This window comes from Marinobacter metalliresistant (assembly GCF_038098645.1).
Lineage (GTDB): Bacteria > Pseudomonadota > Gammaproteobacteria > Pseudomonadales > Oleiphilaceae > Marinobacter > Marinobacter metalliresistant.
This window is the reverse complement of the sequence record NZ_CP101118.1, coordinates 396,460-413,532: the sequence shown is the minus strand read 5'-3', so window position 1 is coordinate 413,532 and position 17,073 is coordinate 396,460. Positions and strand designations below refer to the sequence as shown.

17 protein-coding genes and 1 riboswitch are annotated in these 17,073 nt (G+C 60.2%); of the genes, 3 read left to right on the top strand and 14 right to left on the bottom strand.

From position 1 onward, the window contains the following. Window positions 1-8: 8 nt before the first annotated feature. From NLK58_RS01980 to NLK58_RS01915, 14 genes are all read right to left on the bottom strand, one after another. Entirely contained in the window at window positions 9-1,226 is a 1,218-nt protein-coding gene (locus tag NLK58_RS01980; RefSeq protein ID WP_341581918.1) for a D-amino acid dehydrogenase, read from the bottom strand. A gap of 164 nt (window positions 1,227-1,390) precedes the next feature. Next, window positions 1,391-1,489: riboswitch (glycine riboswitch) on the bottom strand. Window positions 1,490-1,650: 161 nt separating this feature from the next. After that, window positions 1,651-2,874, bottom strand: coding sequence for a CaiB/BaiF CoA-transferase family protein (locus NLK58_RS01975; RefSeq protein WP_117617012.1), 1,224 nt, complete (start codon window positions 2,872-2,874; stop codon window positions 1,651-1,653). Window positions 2,875-2,898: 24 nt separating this feature from the next. Continuing rightward, window positions 2,899-4,362, bottom strand: coding sequence for an NAD-dependent succinate-semialdehyde dehydrogenase (locus tag NLK58_RS01970; protein WP_117620235.1), 1,464 nt, complete (start codon window positions 4,360-4,362; stop codon window positions 2,899-2,901). Window positions 4,363-4,398: 36 nt separating this feature from the next. Continuing rightward, window positions 4,399-5,082, bottom strand: coding sequence for a TetR/AcrR family transcriptional regulator (locus NLK58_RS01965; RefSeq protein ID WP_117617011.1), 684 nt, complete (start codon window positions 5,080-5,082; stop codon window positions 4,399-4,401). Between the two features lie 46 nt (window positions 5,083-5,128). Beyond that, a complete protein-coding gene (locus NLK58_RS01960; protein ID WP_117617010.1) occupies window positions 5,129-5,833 on the bottom strand; it encodes an ABC transporter ATP-binding protein in 705 nt (234 codons plus the stop codon). Further along, window positions 5,830-6,612, bottom strand: a complete 783-nt coding sequence (locus NLK58_RS01955; RefSeq protein ID WP_117617009.1) for an ABC transporter ATP-binding protein — start codon at window positions 6,610-6,612, stop codon at window positions 5,830-5,832. The genes NLK58_RS01960 and NLK58_RS01955 overlap by 4 nt, the downstream gene beginning before the upstream one ends. Next, window positions 6,609-7,556, bottom strand: coding sequence for a branched-chain amino acid ABC transporter permease (locus NLK58_RS01950; RefSeq protein WP_117617008.1), 948 nt, complete (start codon window positions 7,554-7,556; stop codon window positions 6,609-6,611). Before NLK58_RS01950 ends, NLK58_RS01955 begins: the two co-directional genes overlap by 4 nt. Next, window positions 7,553-8,422 carry a branched-chain amino acid ABC transporter permease gene (locus NLK58_RS01945; RefSeq protein WP_117617007.1) on the bottom strand — a complete coding sequence of 290 codons (870 nt, stop codon included), beginning with the start codon at window positions 8,420-8,422 and terminating at the stop codon, window positions 7,553-7,555. The genes NLK58_RS01950 and NLK58_RS01945 overlap by 4 nt, the downstream gene beginning before the upstream one ends. Before the next feature lie 77 nt (window positions 8,423-8,499). Continuing rightward, window positions 8,500-9,723 (bottom strand): ABC transporter substrate-binding protein, encoded by a 1,224-nt coding sequence (locus NLK58_RS01940; protein WP_117617006.1) that lies wholly within the window; start codon window positions 9,721-9,723, stop codon window positions 8,500-8,502. A 181-nt stretch (window positions 9,724-9,904) separates the two neighbouring features. Next, window positions 9,905-11,518 (bottom strand): long-chain-fatty-acid--CoA ligase, encoded by a 1,614-nt coding sequence (locus NLK58_RS01935; protein ID WP_117617005.1) that lies wholly within the window; start codon window positions 11,516-11,518, stop codon window positions 9,905-9,907. A 3-nt stretch (window positions 11,519-11,521) separates the two neighbouring features. Beyond that, complete coding sequence (locus NLK58_RS01930) at window positions 11,522-11,887, bottom strand: DUF6285 domain-containing protein (RefSeq protein WP_117617004.1); 366 nt, start codon at window positions 11,885-11,887, stop codon at window positions 11,522-11,524. Next, the gene (locus NLK58_RS01925; protein WP_341581917.1) at window positions 11,884-12,909 is read right to left on the bottom strand and encodes a phosphotransferase family protein; all 1,026 of its coding nucleotides are present in this window, start codon (window positions 12,907-12,909) and stop codon (window positions 11,884-11,886) included. The genes NLK58_RS01930 and NLK58_RS01925 overlap by 4 nt, the downstream gene beginning before the upstream one ends. After that, window positions 12,909-14,114 (bottom strand): acyl-CoA dehydrogenase family protein, encoded by a 1,206-nt coding sequence (locus tag NLK58_RS01920; RefSeq protein ID WP_117617002.1) that lies wholly within the window; start codon window positions 14,112-14,114, stop codon window positions 12,909-12,911. The genes NLK58_RS01925 and NLK58_RS01920 overlap by 1 nt, the downstream gene beginning before the upstream one ends. Window positions 14,115-14,124: 10 nt before the next feature. Beyond that, complete coding sequence (locus NLK58_RS01915; RefSeq protein WP_117617001.1) at window positions 14,125-14,925, bottom strand: SDR family NAD(P)-dependent oxidoreductase; 801 nt, start codon at window positions 14,923-14,925, stop codon at window positions 14,125-14,127. A 158-nt stretch (window positions 14,926-15,083) separates the two neighbouring features. Between NLK58_RS01915 and NLK58_RS01910 the strand changes: the two genes are divergently transcribed. From NLK58_RS01910 to NLK58_RS01900, 3 genes are read left to right on the top strand one after another with little or no spacing between them, the layout of a single operon-like run. Then, window positions 15,084-15,320, top strand: a complete 237-nt coding sequence (locus tag NLK58_RS01910; RefSeq protein WP_117617000.1) for a type II toxin-antitoxin system Phd/YefM family antitoxin — start codon at window positions 15,084-15,086, stop codon at window positions 15,318-15,320. Continuing rightward, window positions 15,320-15,754, top strand: a complete 435-nt coding sequence (locus NLK58_RS01905) for a type II toxin-antitoxin system VapC family toxin (RefSeq protein WP_117616999.1) — start codon at window positions 15,320-15,322, stop codon at window positions 15,752-15,754. The genes NLK58_RS01910 and NLK58_RS01905 overlap by 1 nt, the downstream gene beginning before the upstream one ends. 5 nt (window positions 15,755-15,759) lie before the next feature. After that, entirely contained in the window at window positions 15,760-17,055 is a 1,296-nt protein-coding gene (locus NLK58_RS01900; RefSeq protein ID WP_117616998.1) for a hypothetical protein, read from the top strand. Window positions 17,056-17,073: the final 18 nt, after the last annotated feature.

Genomic DNA, 17,073 nt, shown 5'->3' with positions numbered 1-17,073 from the left:
GGCGGACCCTACGACGCCTTCTCCACAGCGTCCGCCAGCATCTCGGCGGTAATGGCCGACAACGTCCAGCCCAGATGACCATGGCCCGTGTTGTAGAACACGGTCGGCAGACGGCCCGGTCCGACTCGCGGCATCATGTTGGGAAGCATGGGGCGCAAACCCGCCCAAGGTACAACACGGCGTGTACAAACCCCGGGGAAACACTGCTCGACCCAGCGGGTGAGCGGCCGGATCCGGTCATCCTTGATATCGCGGTTGTAGCCGCTGAATTCCGCGGTACCGGCAACACGGAAGCGACCATCACCGAGCCGGCTGGTGACAATCTTGGTGGCATCGTCCAGCAGACTGACCGTCGGTGCGGCTTTCTGAGAGGCTTCGTCGTCAAGCTCAACCGTGATCGAATAGCCTTTGACCGGGTAGATATTGACCCGGTCCCCCAGCTTTGATGCCAGCCCCCGGCTACCAACACCCGCACAGATCACCACGCCATCGAAGGTATCCCGGGATTGCTCTTCTCCATTGTGCACTGTAATCCAGGCACTGTTTTCGTCCGCACTCAGCTCGGTCACCGTGTGGCCATAGCAGGTTTTAACGCCAAGTCGCTGGATGGCATCCGCCAGCCCGTTGGTGAACTTGTGAATATCACCTGTGGAATCACTCTCGGTGAAAAAGCCGCCGTAATAGGTGCCTGCCAGAGTCGGCTCAATGGCCTTCATTTCCTCCGGAGTGACGGACCGGCGCTCCAGGCCGCCAGCGGCCAGAAGCCGTGACACCCTGGCAGCGTGATCAAACCCGGCCTTGTCGCGATAAATGTGCAGAATGCCCTGCTTCTTGAGATCGAAATCGATCCCCTCTTCCTGCGCCCAGGCAAACAGGTGATCACGGGCAGCAATGGCCAGACGGGCGGTTTCGGTGGTGTTCTTCTCGTACTGGGGAATTGCAGCCATGAACTCGGCGAACCAGCTCAGTTTATGCCAGGAGGGTTTGGGATTAACCAGTAACGGCGCATCCCGGCGGGACATCCACTTGATGCCCTTGATCACTGTCTGCCAGTTATTCCAGACCTCCGCATTAGAGGCCGACAGCTGGCCACCATTGGCGAAGGAGGTTTCCATCGCCGCATAACGGTGCGTCTCGTAAACAGTGACATCCAGCCCGCGCTTGGCAAGGGTGTAAGCCGTGGTAATACCTGTGATACCACCGCCAATAACAGCGATTCGCTTCATTACAGTCTCCGTGAGGCGTCCAGGGTTTCCTTTCTACGCAACATGGTAGAAAGCACCCCTTCCGTCACGGGACCTGAGAGATTCACGGGCCGTTTCAGCGAAACCGGCCGCTTGCTCCTTCGGTGTGCCGACTGACGCGATTGTCGACAGCTCTTCGGAAAGTTTTCATGCCAGCGGTCCTTTTGCCTGAGAGTTTCCGGGGCAGTTGCTCCTTCGGCGCTGATCACACTTATGTGTGATTCAGTCTCTCCCGCTGACATGTCTGATCTGCATCTGGTGCCTATCAAAGCGTATAAGATAGCAAATAACCCGGGGGCAGGAAACCGGGCTGCCGCACGGGAGCCTGATGCGGGAACACATGGCCTTTGGCGCCTTATACCCACCCCTGCATAACCCCCTGCTTTGGTTACCATCACAGGGATGTTCACGATACAACACCACGCTCCCGGAGCACCCTGATCTCCTCGGGGGACAGCCCCGCAATGTGCTGCAGGACCTGTTCCGACTGTTCCCCTAACAGCGGCGGTGCCGCTCGGTAGGTCACCGGTGTCAGTTTCAGCTTGATTGGATTGCCGACCATCGGTACCTCGCCCAGGTCCGGATGCGAAACAGACTGTTTCATCCCCCGCGCAAGGACCTGGGGATCATCAAATACCTGATCCAGGGTATTCACCGGCCCACAGGGCACACCTGCCCCCTCAAGGATTTCCACCCACTCCCGGGTAGACCGCATCACCGTGGCCTGCCTCAGTTTCGGGGTCAGCTCCCTGCGGTTGGCCACCCGGGCTCGGTTCGTCGCAAAGCGCTCATCGCTCGCCCAGTCCGGATGTCCGAGCACGTCACACAGCCGGGCAAACTGCTGATCGTTGCCGACGGTCAGCACCATGTTGCCGTCCGCGGTAGGGAAATCCTGATAAGGAACGATGTTGGGATGGGCATTTCCCATCCTGGCCGGTGCCTTGCCCGTAGTCAGGTAATTCATCGCCTGATTGGCCAGGCAGGCCACCTGCACATCCAGCAGCGCGGTCTCCACATACTGGCCCTCGCCGGTCCGGTCCCGGTGGCTGAGGGCAGCAAGCACGCCGATGGTGGCGTATAACCCGGTCATGATGTCCGTCAGGGCTACCCCGACCTTCATTGGCCCGGCCCCGGGCTCGCCGTCCGGCTGCCCGGTAATGCTCATCAGCCCGCCCATGGCCTGGATCAGGAAATCATAGCCGGGCCGTTTCGCGTAGGGGCCATCCTGGCCAAATCCGGTAATCGAGCAGTAGATGAGTTTGGGGTTGATGCGTTTCAGGCTGTCATAATCCAGGCCATGGCGTTTGAGGCCGCCCACCTTGAAGTTTTCCAGCACCACATCCGATTCGGCCACCAGCTTGCGGATCAGTTCCTGCCCCTCGGGATGGGCGATATCGATCGCCAGGGACTGCTTGTTCCGATTGGCGGTCAGGAAGTAGGCGGAGAGCTCGGCGCTGCCATCAACTCCCTGCAGATAGGGCGGCCCCCAGGAGCGGGTGTCGTCACCGGTTCCCGGGCGCTCGATCTTGATGACCTCCGCGCCCAGATCCCCGAGGATCTGCCCCGCCCAGGGGCCGGCCAGGACCCTGGAAAGGTCCAGGACACGAAGGTGCGACAAAGGGCCTGACACCCGGCTCTCCTTGCAAGCGGGCATTTAGCGCATGCCACCGAGGCAGAGATACTTGAGCTCCATGAACTCGTCCAGACCATAGCGGGAGCCTTCCCGACCCAGGCCGCTTTCCTTGACGCCGCCAAAGGGGGCCGCCTCGGTGGAAATGATCCCCTCGTTGATCCCGATCATGCCGGTCTCAAGCGCCTCGGCTACGTGCCAGATGCGCCGGATGTCGTTGCTGTAGAAGTAGGCCGCCAGACCAAATTCCGAATCGTTGGCCATGGCGATTGCCTGCTCCTCGGTATCAAACCGGAACAGCGGCGCCACCGGGCCAAAGGTCTCCTCACGGGCCACCAGCATGTCCTGGGTGACGTCGGTGAGGATGGTTGGCTCGAAGAAGGTGCCGCCGAGGGCGTGCTCCTGCCCTCCCAGAACCACTTTTGCCCCCTTGCCGGTGGCATCGGCGATATGCCGCTTGACCTTGTCCAGGGCCGCCTGATTGATCAGCGGACCCTGGTGGGTCTCGCCTTCGAGACCGGCGCCCACCACCATCTTGCTGACGGCTTCCTTCAGCTTTTCAGCAAATTCGTCGTACACGCCGGACTGGACATAGATGCGGTTGGCGCAGACACAGGTCTGCCCGGTATTGCGGTACTTTGAGGCCATCAGTCCGGCCACCGCGGCATCGAGATCGGCATCGTCAAACACAATGAACGGAGCATTGCCACCCAGCTCCAGGCTCACTTTCTTGACCGTGCCGCTGGCCTGGCGCATAAGCAGTTTGCCTACCGGCGTGGAGCCAGTGAACGACACCTTGCGCACTGCCGGGTTGGTAGTCAGCTCCTCGCCTACCTCCGGCGCCCGGCTTTTCGAGCAGGTAATGATGTTAAGGACCCCCGGTGGAACACCGGCCTCCTCTGCCAAAGCCCCCAGAGCGAGGGCGCACAAGGGTGTGTCTTCCGCGGGCTTGACCACCGCCGGGCAGCCAGCGGCCAGGGCCGGCGCCACCTTTCGGGTAATCATGGCTACCGGGAAGTTCCAGGGCGTGATCGCCGCCACCACCCCGATGGGCTGTTTGATCACCACAATCCGCTTGTCCCGACCGTGGCCCGGAATCACGTCGCCGTAGGCCCGTTTGGCTTCCTCGGCAAACCACTCGATGAAGCTGGCGCCGTAACCTACCTCACCGCGGGCTTCCGCCAGAGGCTTGCCCTGCTCCGCCGTCATCAGGCGAGCCAGGTCTTCCTGATGCTGCATCACCAGATCGAACCAGCGGCGCAGTATACCCGTTCGTTCCCTGGCCGGGCGGGCACGCCATTCCGGCCATGCGGCCTCCGCCGCCCGGATGGCCTGCCGGGTGTCGTCGGCGTCCATATCCGGCACATTCGCCAGATGCTCACCATTGGCCGGATTGGTTACCGGGAGTCGGATACCTGAACGGGCCTGGACCCATTCGCCGTTGATATAGGCGCTTTCGCGCACAAGTTCCGGATTCGCCAATCTGATAGTCATCACAGTCCTCACAGGAGAGAGTCAGCGCCCTCAGAGCAGATAGCTTTCAATTACATCCCTGACAAACGCAGCATAGTCGTCAACGGCAACATTCTGGTCACGGTATTTTCTGCGCTTCAGGTACCAGTCCTGCAACAGGGCCTTGGCCATCGACGCAACGAGGCGGGCATTTCTTGAGCGGTAAACCCCCGCCTCAATGCCGTCTTCAATTAACCCCAGGAAGATCTCTTCGATCTCCAGCTCAATGGCAACCGCGTCGCGTTTTTCCTCAGCCGGCAGTCTCGTCGCTTCCATGTAGGAAAAGTAGAACCAGGCCCGCATCAGTTCGCTCAGGTACAGGTGTGCCTTGATCGCCGCAAACAAACGGTCACGGACATCCGGGACCTCTGCGGTGTAATGCAGCAGGGTCCGGCGCGTGATAATGAAGCCGTGGCTCTGGATCAGATGGATCAGGTCGTCCTTGTTGCGGATATAGGCATAGAGGCCACCCATGCTCATTCCGGAATCCCCACACAGATCCCTGAGCGTCATGGCATGGAAACCCTTGGAGTTGGCCAGCCGCAGGGTCGACTCGATGATCCGGGTCAGATTTCTGACCGCCGTCGCCTCCTTCTTGATGCTGATCCGTTCCTTGTTCTGACGGTAAACATCACGGATCACATCCTCCTTGGACATGCTGAGTTCACCACGAAATGCCTCATAATTCTCGATCATAGCTGCCACGCCTGTCTGCTCCTGCGGGCGGGGATTATAAGCCAGATTATGCCACCGAGAGGAACCGGTCCTGGGTGGCCTGATCAGCACGCAACTCATCACTGCTCGCTTCATGCACTACCTGACCCTTTTCCAGGATGTAGGCTCGCTGGGCATGCTTGAGGGCAAACCGCACGCTCTGGTCGGTGAACAGGATGGTTGTAGTCTGACTGAGGTCGTCAATCAGCTCACCAATCTGCTGCACAATAACCGGGGCCAGTCCTTCATTGGGCTCATCCAGCAGCAACAGTCTGGGCTGAATCATCAGGGAACGCGCCACCGCCAGCATCTGCTGCTGGCCGCCAGACAGGGTGGCACCGTCCTGGTCCGCCCGCTCACCAAGCATTTCGTACTTCTTGAGGATGCCATCCACCGTCCAGCGGGCGGTACTGCCCTTGCGTTGATAGGAGGCCACATCCAGGTTGTCCCGCACCGTCAGCCCGGGGAATATCCGGCGATCTTCCGGCACATAACCGATGCCTGCGCGGGCAATCCGGTGCGCGGGCCAGCCCTGGACCGGCTTGCCATCATAGATCACCTCTCCGGATCGCGGCGGCGTCAGCCCCATAATACTTTTCAGGGTTGTGCTCTTTCCCGCACCGTTACGGCCAAGGATGCAAACCGTCTCACCGGCTTCGAGCTGAAGGGTAACACCCTGGAGCGCCTGACTCTCACCGTAGAACGTCTGGATATTGCGAACATCAAGAATCATGGATTGGCCTCCTCGACCGCCTCGTCGTCTTCCTCACCCAGGTAGGCGACACGAACCTCCGGATGGTTCTTCACTTCCTCGGGTGTACCGGCAAACAGCTTTTCGCCACGGTGCATGACCAGAATCCGGTCCGCCAGGTTGAAAACCACGTCCATGTCGTGCTCGGTAATCATGAACGTGTAGTCACCACTGTCCGCAAGCTTCTTGATCAGCCGGGTGGTGCGCCGGGTTTCATCCGGGGTCATCCCGGCGGTGGGTTCGTCCAGCAGTACCAGCTTGGGTTGTGTCGCCAGCACCATGGCGATTTCCAGCAATCGCTTGTCGCCGTAACTGATGACTTCGGCACGCTGGTCCCTGAGGCTGTCGATGCCCAGGCGCTGCAGAAACTCGACCGCCTCCTGCTGAATTCCGGTGTTGCGGGAAGCAATGTTGAACAGCTTGCGGCTGTGGCCGTGATAGGCCGACAGCACCACCTCCACATTCTCCTGCACCGTCATCTCCGGGAAGATGTTATTGATCTGGAACGACCGGGATACTCCCAGCCGGCTGATCTTGTGGGGCGGCAGGCCGGTGATATCCCTGCCGTCCAGCATGATCTTGCCTTCAGTCGGCTGCATCCGGCCGGAAACCATGTTGTAGAAGGTTGTCTTGCCGGCACCGTTGGGGCCGATAATGGCAATGGTTTCCTTCGGCATGACCTCCAGGTTAATTCCAGATACCGCAGTGACTCCGCCAAAACGCTTGGTCAGGTTAGCTATGGTAAGGATTGGATTACTCATTTCTTCACCTCCATCCACCAGTCAATGACAGTACCCAGCAGACCCTTGCGGAAGAAAATCACCATCATGGCCAGGATGATGCCCAGAACCAGCATCCAGGATTCGGTATAACTGGTGATCCAGGTTTCCAGCAGCACAAACACCGCGGAACCGACGAAGGGCCCGAGAAAATACCCAGTGCCACCGAGGATGGCCATCAAAATCGGTTCGGCGGACATGGACCAGTGCAAAAGTTCCGGGCTCGCCACCCGCAGGAACGGTGCGATCAGGCCACCGGCCAGGCCCGCAAAGCTGCCGGCAATAACGAAAGCCACCAGACGGTAGGTGCGTACGTTCAATCCGGCAAAGGACACCCGTTCCGGATTCTGACGGATGGCCCTGAGGATCATGCCGAAAGAGCTGCGACAGATCACGTAGAGCACCACCGAGGCAACAGCCACGATCCCCAGCACCACGTGGTAATAAACCGACGGATTGGCCAGGGTCAGATCAAGGCCGAGCCCGAAGGAACCCAGGGTAAACCCGGCAAGGCCGTCACTGCCGTTGGTTACCGAACGCCACTGGTAGGCGATGGCAAAGACCATCATGCCAAAGGCCAGGGTGAGCATGGCAAAGTACACCTCGTTAAGCCGGACGCTCAGGAAGCCGATGACCAGCGCCAGCAGCGCGGATGCCCCCATGGAAACCAGCAGGCAGGCCAGGAACGGCCACTCCAGATGGATCAGTACCAGTGCCGTGGCGTAAGAGCCGATACCAAAGAAGGCGGCATGCCCGAAGCTCAGCATGCCGGTATAGCCGAAAATCAGGTTGAAGCTGGCCGCGAACAAACCCAGGATCAGGATCTCGGTAAAAATAAAAACATAGAAATAGGAAGCGATCCAGGGCACCGCAATCAGCCCCGCGATCACCACAGCCAGAATGGCCATCAGAACCTTGGTCTTCATGCGGCTGCCCCCTTGCCCATAATGCCGTTTGGCTTGAACAACAGAACCAGTGCCATGCCTACAAACGGCAACAGCAGGTTCACTTCCGGCAGGTAGCGGCCACCGAAGCCGTGAATCAGGCCCAGGATGATGGCGCCGAGCAAGGCACCCGGGAAGCTACCCAGACCGCCAATCACCACCACAATGAACGATTCGATAATGATCTTGTCCCCCATGCCGGGATCCAGTGCACGCATGGGTGCGGCCATTACACCGCCGACGGCGGCCAGCCAGGCGCCAAAGGCAAAGACGCCGGTCACCACCATCCGGGTGTTGATGCACAGGGCCTCGGCCATGTCCCGGTCCAGTGCGGCTGCCCGCATGACGCGGCCGACGCGGGTGCGGTTGAACAGGTACCACAGCCCGGCCAGCAACAGCAGGCCGACGACAATCACAAACAGGCTGTAGGTGGCAACGGAACTGCCCAACAGTTGCACCGAACCGGAAAGCAGCTGCGGCGGCTGGACCACATGAATACCACTACCCCAGATCATCCGCACACTCTCGTTGATGATCAGCAGGATGGCGAAGGTCAGTAGCAGGCTGTCTGCCACGTCCCGGGAATAGATGAAGCGCAACAGGACCCGGTCGATGATCACCGCCAGGATGGCGACACCCATCGGAGCCAGTATCAGGGCCACCCAGAAGGGCATGCCTGCAATATTGATCAGGGTGAAGGCCAGGTAGGCCCCCAGCATGTAAAGTGCCCCATGGGCAAAGTTGATGATGTTCAGCACACCGAACACGATATTCAGGCCCACTGCGATGATAAACAGCAGCAGCCCGATATCGAGACTATTCAGCAACGCCGCTCCGATGCCAGACATGGATTACCTCATTAGGTTAGGGCCGGTTCCGTAGCGCCCCGGAGGACGCCACGGCAAGCGTAAGAACAACAATCAGATCAGAGCTTGCAACCGGTCTCTTCGATAGTGCGGGCTACTTTTTCGCCGTCAAAGATCCGCAGGTTGGTCAGCGTGCGGATGCCGTGCTCCGGATGCATGGGGCCGGAAACACCCCAGTTCGGACTGACCATCGCCTGGTGATCACCCTCACGGAAAGTCACCGTGCCGTTCGGCGCCTCCAGGCTCATGCCGCTGAGTGCCTTGGCGACGGCAGGACCTTCGGTGGTACCGGCTGTTTCCATGGCCTTTTTATAGGCATAGATAGCCGCATAGGCGCCCTCGGCGTTGTAGCTCGGGGGAGTGCCGTAGGCGTCGATGTACGCCTTGACGAAGCGATCGTTCACCGCGTTGTCATAGGCCTCATACCAGTAACGCGTGGACAGATGCACACCCTCTGGCATTTCCTCACCCAGGGCGGACAGTACTTCTGTAGCCGCCCCGACGGTAAACATCACCTCCAGGTCCTTTTCGAAGAACCCACGGGTATTGGCCTGGCGGATAAAGTTGACCAGGTCACCACCCCAGACGGAGATGAGCACACCCTCGGCGTCGGAGTCCATTACACGGTCAATGAATGGGGTGAAGTCCTCGGCCCCGAAGCGCGGAAAGTTGGTCTCCGACATCAGGTTCACTTCCGGCTTGATGTCCTTGAGGTAGTTACCGAAGAACTCCCAGGACTGGTGGCCGAAGGCGTAGTCCGGACCGATGGTGGTCCAGTTGGTGGCATCGGTTTCCGCGGCCACCAGGGCGGCAGCCTTCATGTTCTGGGCCACGTTCACACTGATGCGGTAGGTAAACGGATTACACAGACTGCCGGTGACATCCGGCGTGGCGGCGTGGGTAATGATCAGCGGCTTCTGCAGCTCTGGCATGGTCGGAACCATACCCTGGGCAACACCCGAGCTGTCCAGACCCACCAGGGCGTCAACACCCTCGGAGTAAACCAGTTTCCGGGCTGCCTGAATGGCTACCGATGCCTTGCCCTGGCTGTCCTCATAGACCATTTCGACCTGGCGACCCAGGATGCCGCCCGAAGCGTTGATTTCGTCCACCGCAAGGTTGATGCCCTTCTGGGCAAACTCACCGTAGGTGGCGGCACTGCCGGAGAGAATGTAGATGCCCCCGATCCGGATCGGATCCTCGGCATAACTGGTACCGGCGGTACCCAGCGTAGCGGCTGCGGTCATCGCAACCAGGAGTTTCCTGATGCTCGTTATTTTCATGATAATGCTCCTGTGTTCTTGTCTTTGTTGTCACTGGAACTTGCAGACCCGTTGAATCAGGCCCGGTTTTCGTCGCTGTGAATGCGTTGTTTTCGCTATCGCAACCTCCCGCCGACCATGGTCAGCCTAATCATCGGGACAGCCCGGTCATCGTGACAGCCCGGTCATCGTGACAGCCCGGTCATCGTGACAGAGAGTCCCGGAGAATGTTTTTGCGGATCTTGCCGGTGGCGGTCTTGGGCAATTCACCAAGCACCACCTTCCGCGGTGCCTTGAAGTGCGCCATGCGCTCCCGGCAAAAGGCAATAATCTCCTCGGGGGTGGGTGCCTCGCCGTCGTCGACCGGATTGACAAAGGCACAGGGTACTTCGCCCCACTTTTCGTCGGCCATTGCCACCACCGCCGCCTCGGAGACCTTCGGGTGCCGGTAAAGAACCTCTTCCACCTCCAGGCTGGAGATGTTCTCGCCACCGGAAATGATGACATCCTTGGCACGATCCCGGATTTCCACATAGTGATCCGGGTGCATGACGGCCAGGTCACCGGTATGAAACCAGCCGTCCCTGAACGCCTTCTCCGTGGCTTCCGCATTCTTCAGGTAGCCCTTCATCACGGTATTGCCGCGGATACAGATCTCGCCCATGGTGTTGCCATCGGCAGGCAGCGGTTCCCCACTGTCCATATCCAGCACCGCGACCTCGTCCAGACCATGGGTGGGAACACCCTGGCGGGACATTTTCACTGCCCGTTCCTCCAACGGCAGCTGCTGCCATTCCGGCTGGAGCACACACAGTGCCGAAGGGCCGAATGTCTCCGTCAGGCCATAAAGGTGAGTAACCTGGAAGCCAATGTCCTCCGCCTTATGGATCACGCTGCTGGGGGGCGCCGCGCCACCCAGGGCAAAGTGGGCGGGCCGGGACAGTGTCAGGCCTTCGCGTCCCAGGTCCTGCAGCAACATGTTCATCACTACCGGCGCGCCGCACATGTGGGTCACACCGTAGTCCTCGATCCGGCGGTAGATTTCCATGGCGTCCACCTCCCGCAGGCAGACGTGGGTGCCGCCCACCGCCGTGATCGCCCAGGTGTAGGCCCAGCCGTTGCAGTGGAACATCGGCAGGGTCCACAGGTAGACGGTCTCGGCGGTCATGTCGAACACCATGGCGTTGGTCATGGCCGCCAGGTAGGCGCCGCGATGGTGGTAGACCACACCCTTGGGATTGCCGGTGGTGCCTGAGGTGTAATTCAGGGTAATGGCGTCCCATTCATCGGCGGGCCGTTGCCAGGAGGCCTCCGGATCGCCCTCCGTCAGCAGGTGCTCGTAGCCCAGGTCTGCCAGGCCCTCGCTCGCCCCCGCCTTGCGCTCGATGGCCACCAGCAGCGGCGGCACCTCCAGCTCGGCAATAGCGGCCCGGATCTCGTTCTCCCACTGGGTGTCGTAGAACAGCACCCGGGCTTCGCCATGGGCCAGGACAAAGGCTATCGTGGCCGAGTCCAGGCGGATATTGATCGAATTGAGCACCGCCCCGGCCATCGGCACCGAGTAGTGGGACTCCAGCATCTCATGACTGTTCGGGCAGAGGATGGCCACCGTGTCGCCGGGGTTGATGCCGCGGCGACGAAGCGCATCGCCCATCTGGCGACAACGCTGGTAGAGCTGCCGGTAGGACAGTATCCGGTCATCATCGATGACTGCCCGCTTGTCCGGGAAGATCCGTGCCGAGCGCTGGAGCAGACTCAGTGGTGTCAGCGCGGAGTGGTTGGCGGCTGTCTTGTCGAGGTTGTTGTACTTGTTCATGGTTCACCGTTTCAGATAGCCGGGGTTGTTGATCCGCAACCGGGCCTCCGTGAGGTTCCGGAGCACCGATCGCACGGCCGGATCGGCGCCATCGAGGTGACGCTCTCGAACGGCCCGGGCAAGGGCGGCCTCAGCCTCACCGGCGGTAGCTTTGAGGGACCGCTCCGCCAGGAATGCCCGGACGGTTCGGTCGGTTTGCTCCGGTTGGCCCTGCTCGCGCTGCTCAAGCTCCCGGATTGCCATACCCATGGCATTGGCTACCATCAGCGCCTGGTATTTGCGCTCTCCCGTCAGCTCCGGGGCCACTGAATCCAGCAACACCTGGCGGGCCTCGGTGAGCAAATCCCGGGTTTCCGGTTGGTTGATCATTGCCCATCCTCCAGTTCCTGAATCTGGTTCAGCAGGTCGGATTCCATCTGGGCCACCATGCGGCCGGTCAGTGCCAGTTCCAGCGAACGCTGTTCACCGGACATGTGCCTGCGCGCCTGCTGCAACGCGATCATCGCCCAGCGCACCAGGGCCATGACTTCCCAGTAACTCACCGCCGCCGGGTCAAGGTCGGTTCCGCTTGCTTCCCGGTAACCGTCCAGAAGATCCTGTTTGGCTCCGACGCCACCAACTTCCCGGTCATCCGCCCCAAATCGCCAGCTGCGGCAACAGAGCCAGCCCAGATCTTCACAGGGATCGCTCCAGGCGGCGAATTCCCAGTCCAGGACAGCGGTCAGCTCGTCACCGTCCATCATGTAGTTGCCGGTCCGGAAATCACAGTGGCACAGCACCGTCGGGCCCGGTTCCGGCGCACGGTCCTCCAGCCAGTTCAGCGCCCACTCCAGCACCGGATGGGACTCACCGATCTCTTTCAGATAGCGGCGATACAGCGCGACCCGACTCAGGGCCGGATTGTCCGGATCCGGCAGTGCCAGAAACTCCAGCGACTCCTGCGGTGGCCTCACTGTGTGTAGCCTGGCGAGCTCGGCACCCAGCCTGCGCACGATGTTCCGGCGCTGCTCTTTGGTGAAATCCGCTTTGACAAGCTTGCGCGGTGAGGCGCTGCCCGAAGCCCGGGTCATGACATAGAACACCCGCCCACTGACCTCAGTATCCTCGCACAGCCAGAGCGGCTCCGGAGCGGTAACCCCGGCCTGAAACGCCGCCTGCAGAACCTGGAATTCCTCAGGCCTGGACAGGCTCTCCGACACCCCGGAGGGGGCGTCCTGCCGGACCACAAATTCCTGCCGCCCCGGCCGGCTGCCGCCCTCCAGCTCCAGGGTCAACCCGAAGTTGTCCTGGATGGCGCCCCCGGAGAGCTTGTCGAAATCGATAACCCGGGCACTCCGGGCACCGGTTTGCCGGGCAATGAATGCGCTGAAGGTGTCGGCAAGCGCAGACATCAGGCCTTCACTCCCCAGTGCCAGAAGTCCGTACGCTCCGCCAGCAGGGTCTTCGAGAACACCATCTTGTGTATTTCCGAGGCCCCATCCACCAACCGCGCCTGGCGGGCATAACGGTAGATCCACTCCAGCGGGGTATCCTTGGAATAACCCCGGGCACCGCACAGCTGAATGGCCGTGTCCACCGCCTTGTGCAGGGTGTCGGCCACCGCGACCTTGGCCATGGAAACTTCCTTGCGGGCGAAGTCACCCTGGTCCAGCTTCCAGGCAGCGTGCATGGTCAATAGCCGGCCGATCTGGATCTCCATCGCGGCCTCGCCCAGCAGCCACTGCACGCCCTCGCGCTGGGCCAGGGTCTGACCGAAGGATTCCCGGGTATCGACATACTCGGTGGCAATCTCCAGGGAGCGACGGGCCAGGCCGAGCCAGCGCATGCAGTGGGTCAGACGGGCCGTGCCCAGGCGGATCTGGGTGACCTTGAGGCCGTCACCGACCTCCATCAGCCGGTTCTCATCCGAAATTTCCAGGCCATCGAACCGGAGCTCGCAATGACCGCCGTGCTCTTCCGGCCCCATGATCGGAATCCGCCGGACGATCTCCCAGCCCGGATCATCCTTGTGGAACATGAAAGCGCTCAGGCCCTTGCGGGTATCGTCGGAAGTCCGGGCAATCAAGATGAAATGGGACGCTTCGGCGGCGCCGGTAATATAGTGCTTGTGGCCGTGGATGACCCACCGGTCGCCCTTGCGCGTGGCGGTAGTCTGCATCATGCCGGGATCCGAGCCGCAGCCGGGGGGCGGTTCGGTCATGGCAAACGAAGACCGTACCTTGCCCTCCACGATGGGTTTGAGCCAGCGCTCCTGCTGGGCCTCGGTCGCCACCTTCGCCAGCACGATCATGTTGCCGTCGTCCGGTGCCGAGGAATTGAACACCACCGGCCCGAAAATCGAGCGGTTCATTTCCTCGTAACAGGCCGCCATACCGGAGACATCAAGCCCCTGGCCGCCCAGATGCCCAGGAATCTGCAGGCACCACAGGCCCTGCTGTTTTGCCTTGGCGCGCATCTTCTCGAGATGGTCGTGCGCAATGTTCTCATGCTCATCGTAGGCCTCCGGGTTCTGCTCCAGCGGCAACAGTTCCTGTTCCACAAAATCCCGGATGCGTTTTCGGTAAGACTCGTTCCTGGCGTTCAGATTGAAGTCCACAGCCCACTCCTTACAGTGAGGATTGAAGATGACCGCCATCAACCACAAGGGTGCTGCCGGTCATGTAGTCGGAAAGCCCTGAAGCCAGAAGCAGCAACGGACCGGAGAGATCATCGGCCTGCCCCAGGCGACGCTGGGGAATGCGACGGATCATTTTCTGACCGGGTTCACTGGCGAAGAAATCACGGTTCAGGTCGGTTTCAATGTACCCCGGTGCCAGCGCGTTGACGCGGATACCGTAACGGGCCCATTCGAGCGCAAGGGCACGGGTCAGCTGCTCAACGCCGGCCTTTGCGGCGGCATAAGGCGCCACGTTGCCGGCCACGCGATGGCCAAGAATGGAAGAAATCATGATGATGCTGCCGCCCCGGTTGATTGCCGAGAGGCGGCGTGCCGCTTCGTTGCTGACCAGCCAGCAGCCCTTGAGATTGGTGTCAATCACCCGGTCCCAGTCCGAACCGGTCAGGTTCAGTGCCTTCTTGCTGGTCGCCACGCCAGCATTGGAAACCACGACATCGGGGATGGCAATGTCATCGGCCATGGTGTCGAACGCTTCAGTGACGCTTGCCTCGTCGGTGACATCCATGGTGACAACATGGACCCGATCAGCATGCTCGGGAAATTCAACCTTGAGGGACTCCAGTGCCTCGCGGCGGCGGCCACTGACAATGACCGTTGCACCGGCCTCCAGCAGGCATCGGGTAAAGCTGTGGCCCAGGCCGCCTGCCGCACCGGTAACCAGTGCAGTCTTGCCGTCCACGCGCAGGGACCAGTTTGTGTTGCCAGGGTTCGTGTTATTGGAATTGTTCATATTTCGACCTCCGGAATATAAAAATAGAACGAGCGCTCGAATTATTCAAGTTTCAGATCGAACCGGGACCCGGAAACCGAAAATACCCCGGGGCGTTAAATTGCGACCAAACCCCGATCAGGAGTACACTTATTGTGTACACAAATGGGGTAAAGGTTATGCAGACAATCAATGTCCGGGAAACCCGGGAAAAACTCTCAAATCTATTGGACGCCGTGGCCGCCGGAGAAGAGATTGTTATCCTTCGCCATGGCAAACCTGCTGCGCGCCTGACCGCAGCCCTGCCAGAAAAAATTCAGTTTCCGAACCGGTCAGAACTCAGGGCCTCATTGCCCCCCTCCCGGGAAAGTTCCGCTCGGGCGGTGCGGCAGCTCAGAGACGATGAGCGTTATTGATGGTTTACTTTGACACCAGCGCCGTTCTGCCCTATTACCGCCAGGAACGCACCAGCGATCAGGTTCAGGCTTTGCTTGAGTCACAGACCAGGCCTGTTCTTATCAGTCATCTGACAGAAGTTGAGGTTGCAAGCGCACTGGCCCGTTGGGTTCGAATGGGGGAACTCAGTGAGCCTCAGGCGAACCGTATCGAAAGTGCGTTCCATGACGATGTAAGTCATGGCCGCTTCACCCTTTGCCCCATTGAAACGACCCACTATCAACGAGCGAGCCACTGGATTGGAACAAGGAAGACGAGCCTGAGGACGTTGGATGCGCTTCACCTGGCCTGCGCGGAACATCACCAGGCCCGTTTAATCAGCGAAGACGAGGCGCTTGTGAACGCAGCCATTTTCTTTGGCATCGACGCCAGCCTTGCTTCAAAGAGCGTCTGAGTACCATGGCGAGTCCTAAACATCTCACCCGCACACTTTTTGAGCACTGGGAAACCGTTGAATCCTTGGTCAGGGCCACCCGGGATATGCCGGCGTTCTCCGAAGAGCAGATCCTTGCAGCGATTCGACAGGCCCAGCCGGCACTGGATGACAATCAAGTCGGTGATGCCCTGCGCAAACTTTTTGCCAGTGGCGTGCTGGAGGTTCAGAGTCGCTCTGAACGCTTTGTGGTGAATGCCCACGTGTTGGAATTTGTGCGTGGTTTGACTCATGAACACGAACTGGGGCTGTCTTCGGTCATCCAGGCACGCATTGAGGCCATTCGTGGCGCGACAGAAACGCTCACCTCCGGCATAGAGGCGGGTGATACCGGCCAGCAAACCTCTGCAATTAATCGGCTCTCCACCCTGTTCAGAGACATTGCCCGCCAACTGGAGCAGGACCGCCACGCCATCGCGGAGTTGGCCGAACAGGCCAAGTCATCCGATACCCGGGCCCCCATTGCCAGGCGCTACAAGTCCGTGCTCGATGCCTATGACCAGTATGTTGAGCCGATGAACGCGATGATGGATTCCGGCCCTTCAGGCATTTTCTATCATCATCTGGCAGCGGCGGAAGAGGCTCTCGACCTTGGCTACAACCGTCTGGTAACCAAGGGTGCACTGTACAGCCACCTGAACCGTCTCAGGCACGTTGGTTACCAGGCAAAGGAATTGCGCCGGCTGGGGCGAGTCACGGCCCAGCAGTGTGCCGACATTCTGTTGCCCCTTCGGGAGGAAGCACGCCAGCATAACAATCTGTCCTCCGCCATAAGCCGCCTGCTGGGCCAGGTCCGAAAAAAGGGCCTCAACCGGGCGTTTCGGAAGCGGCAGGGTCAACCCTGGTTGCCGGTCTGGCGTGTGCACCAGAGCCGCAGTGTGTCCGTGGGGGACCAGGTGAAAACCATCATGGCCGAGGCCAGGAATTTTGAGCCCAATGAACAGGCCTTCCCGGACGAAGTGGATGCAGCGCCCGTGGCCATTGCGGAGTGGATTGACGAAGACCAGCTCCGACAACAATTGTTGACCGGGCTTCCGGTTTACAACCTGCTGGAATGGCTGCGGCAACACTACCCCTCCCTGCCTGACCAGGTCCTCCTGAGACTTTATCATGACCTTGCGAGGGAGGATCAATGGGAAACGCAATTGGAGGCAGAGCCCACAACTACAAGCCTTTCAAAGGTTTCTGTCCTTTACTGGCCCTACCGCCTGGTCCAGCCCGATCCAGAAGCCAATGATCCTTTAAGCGAGCCCTCTAAGTGAGATCCGTGAGTGACAACT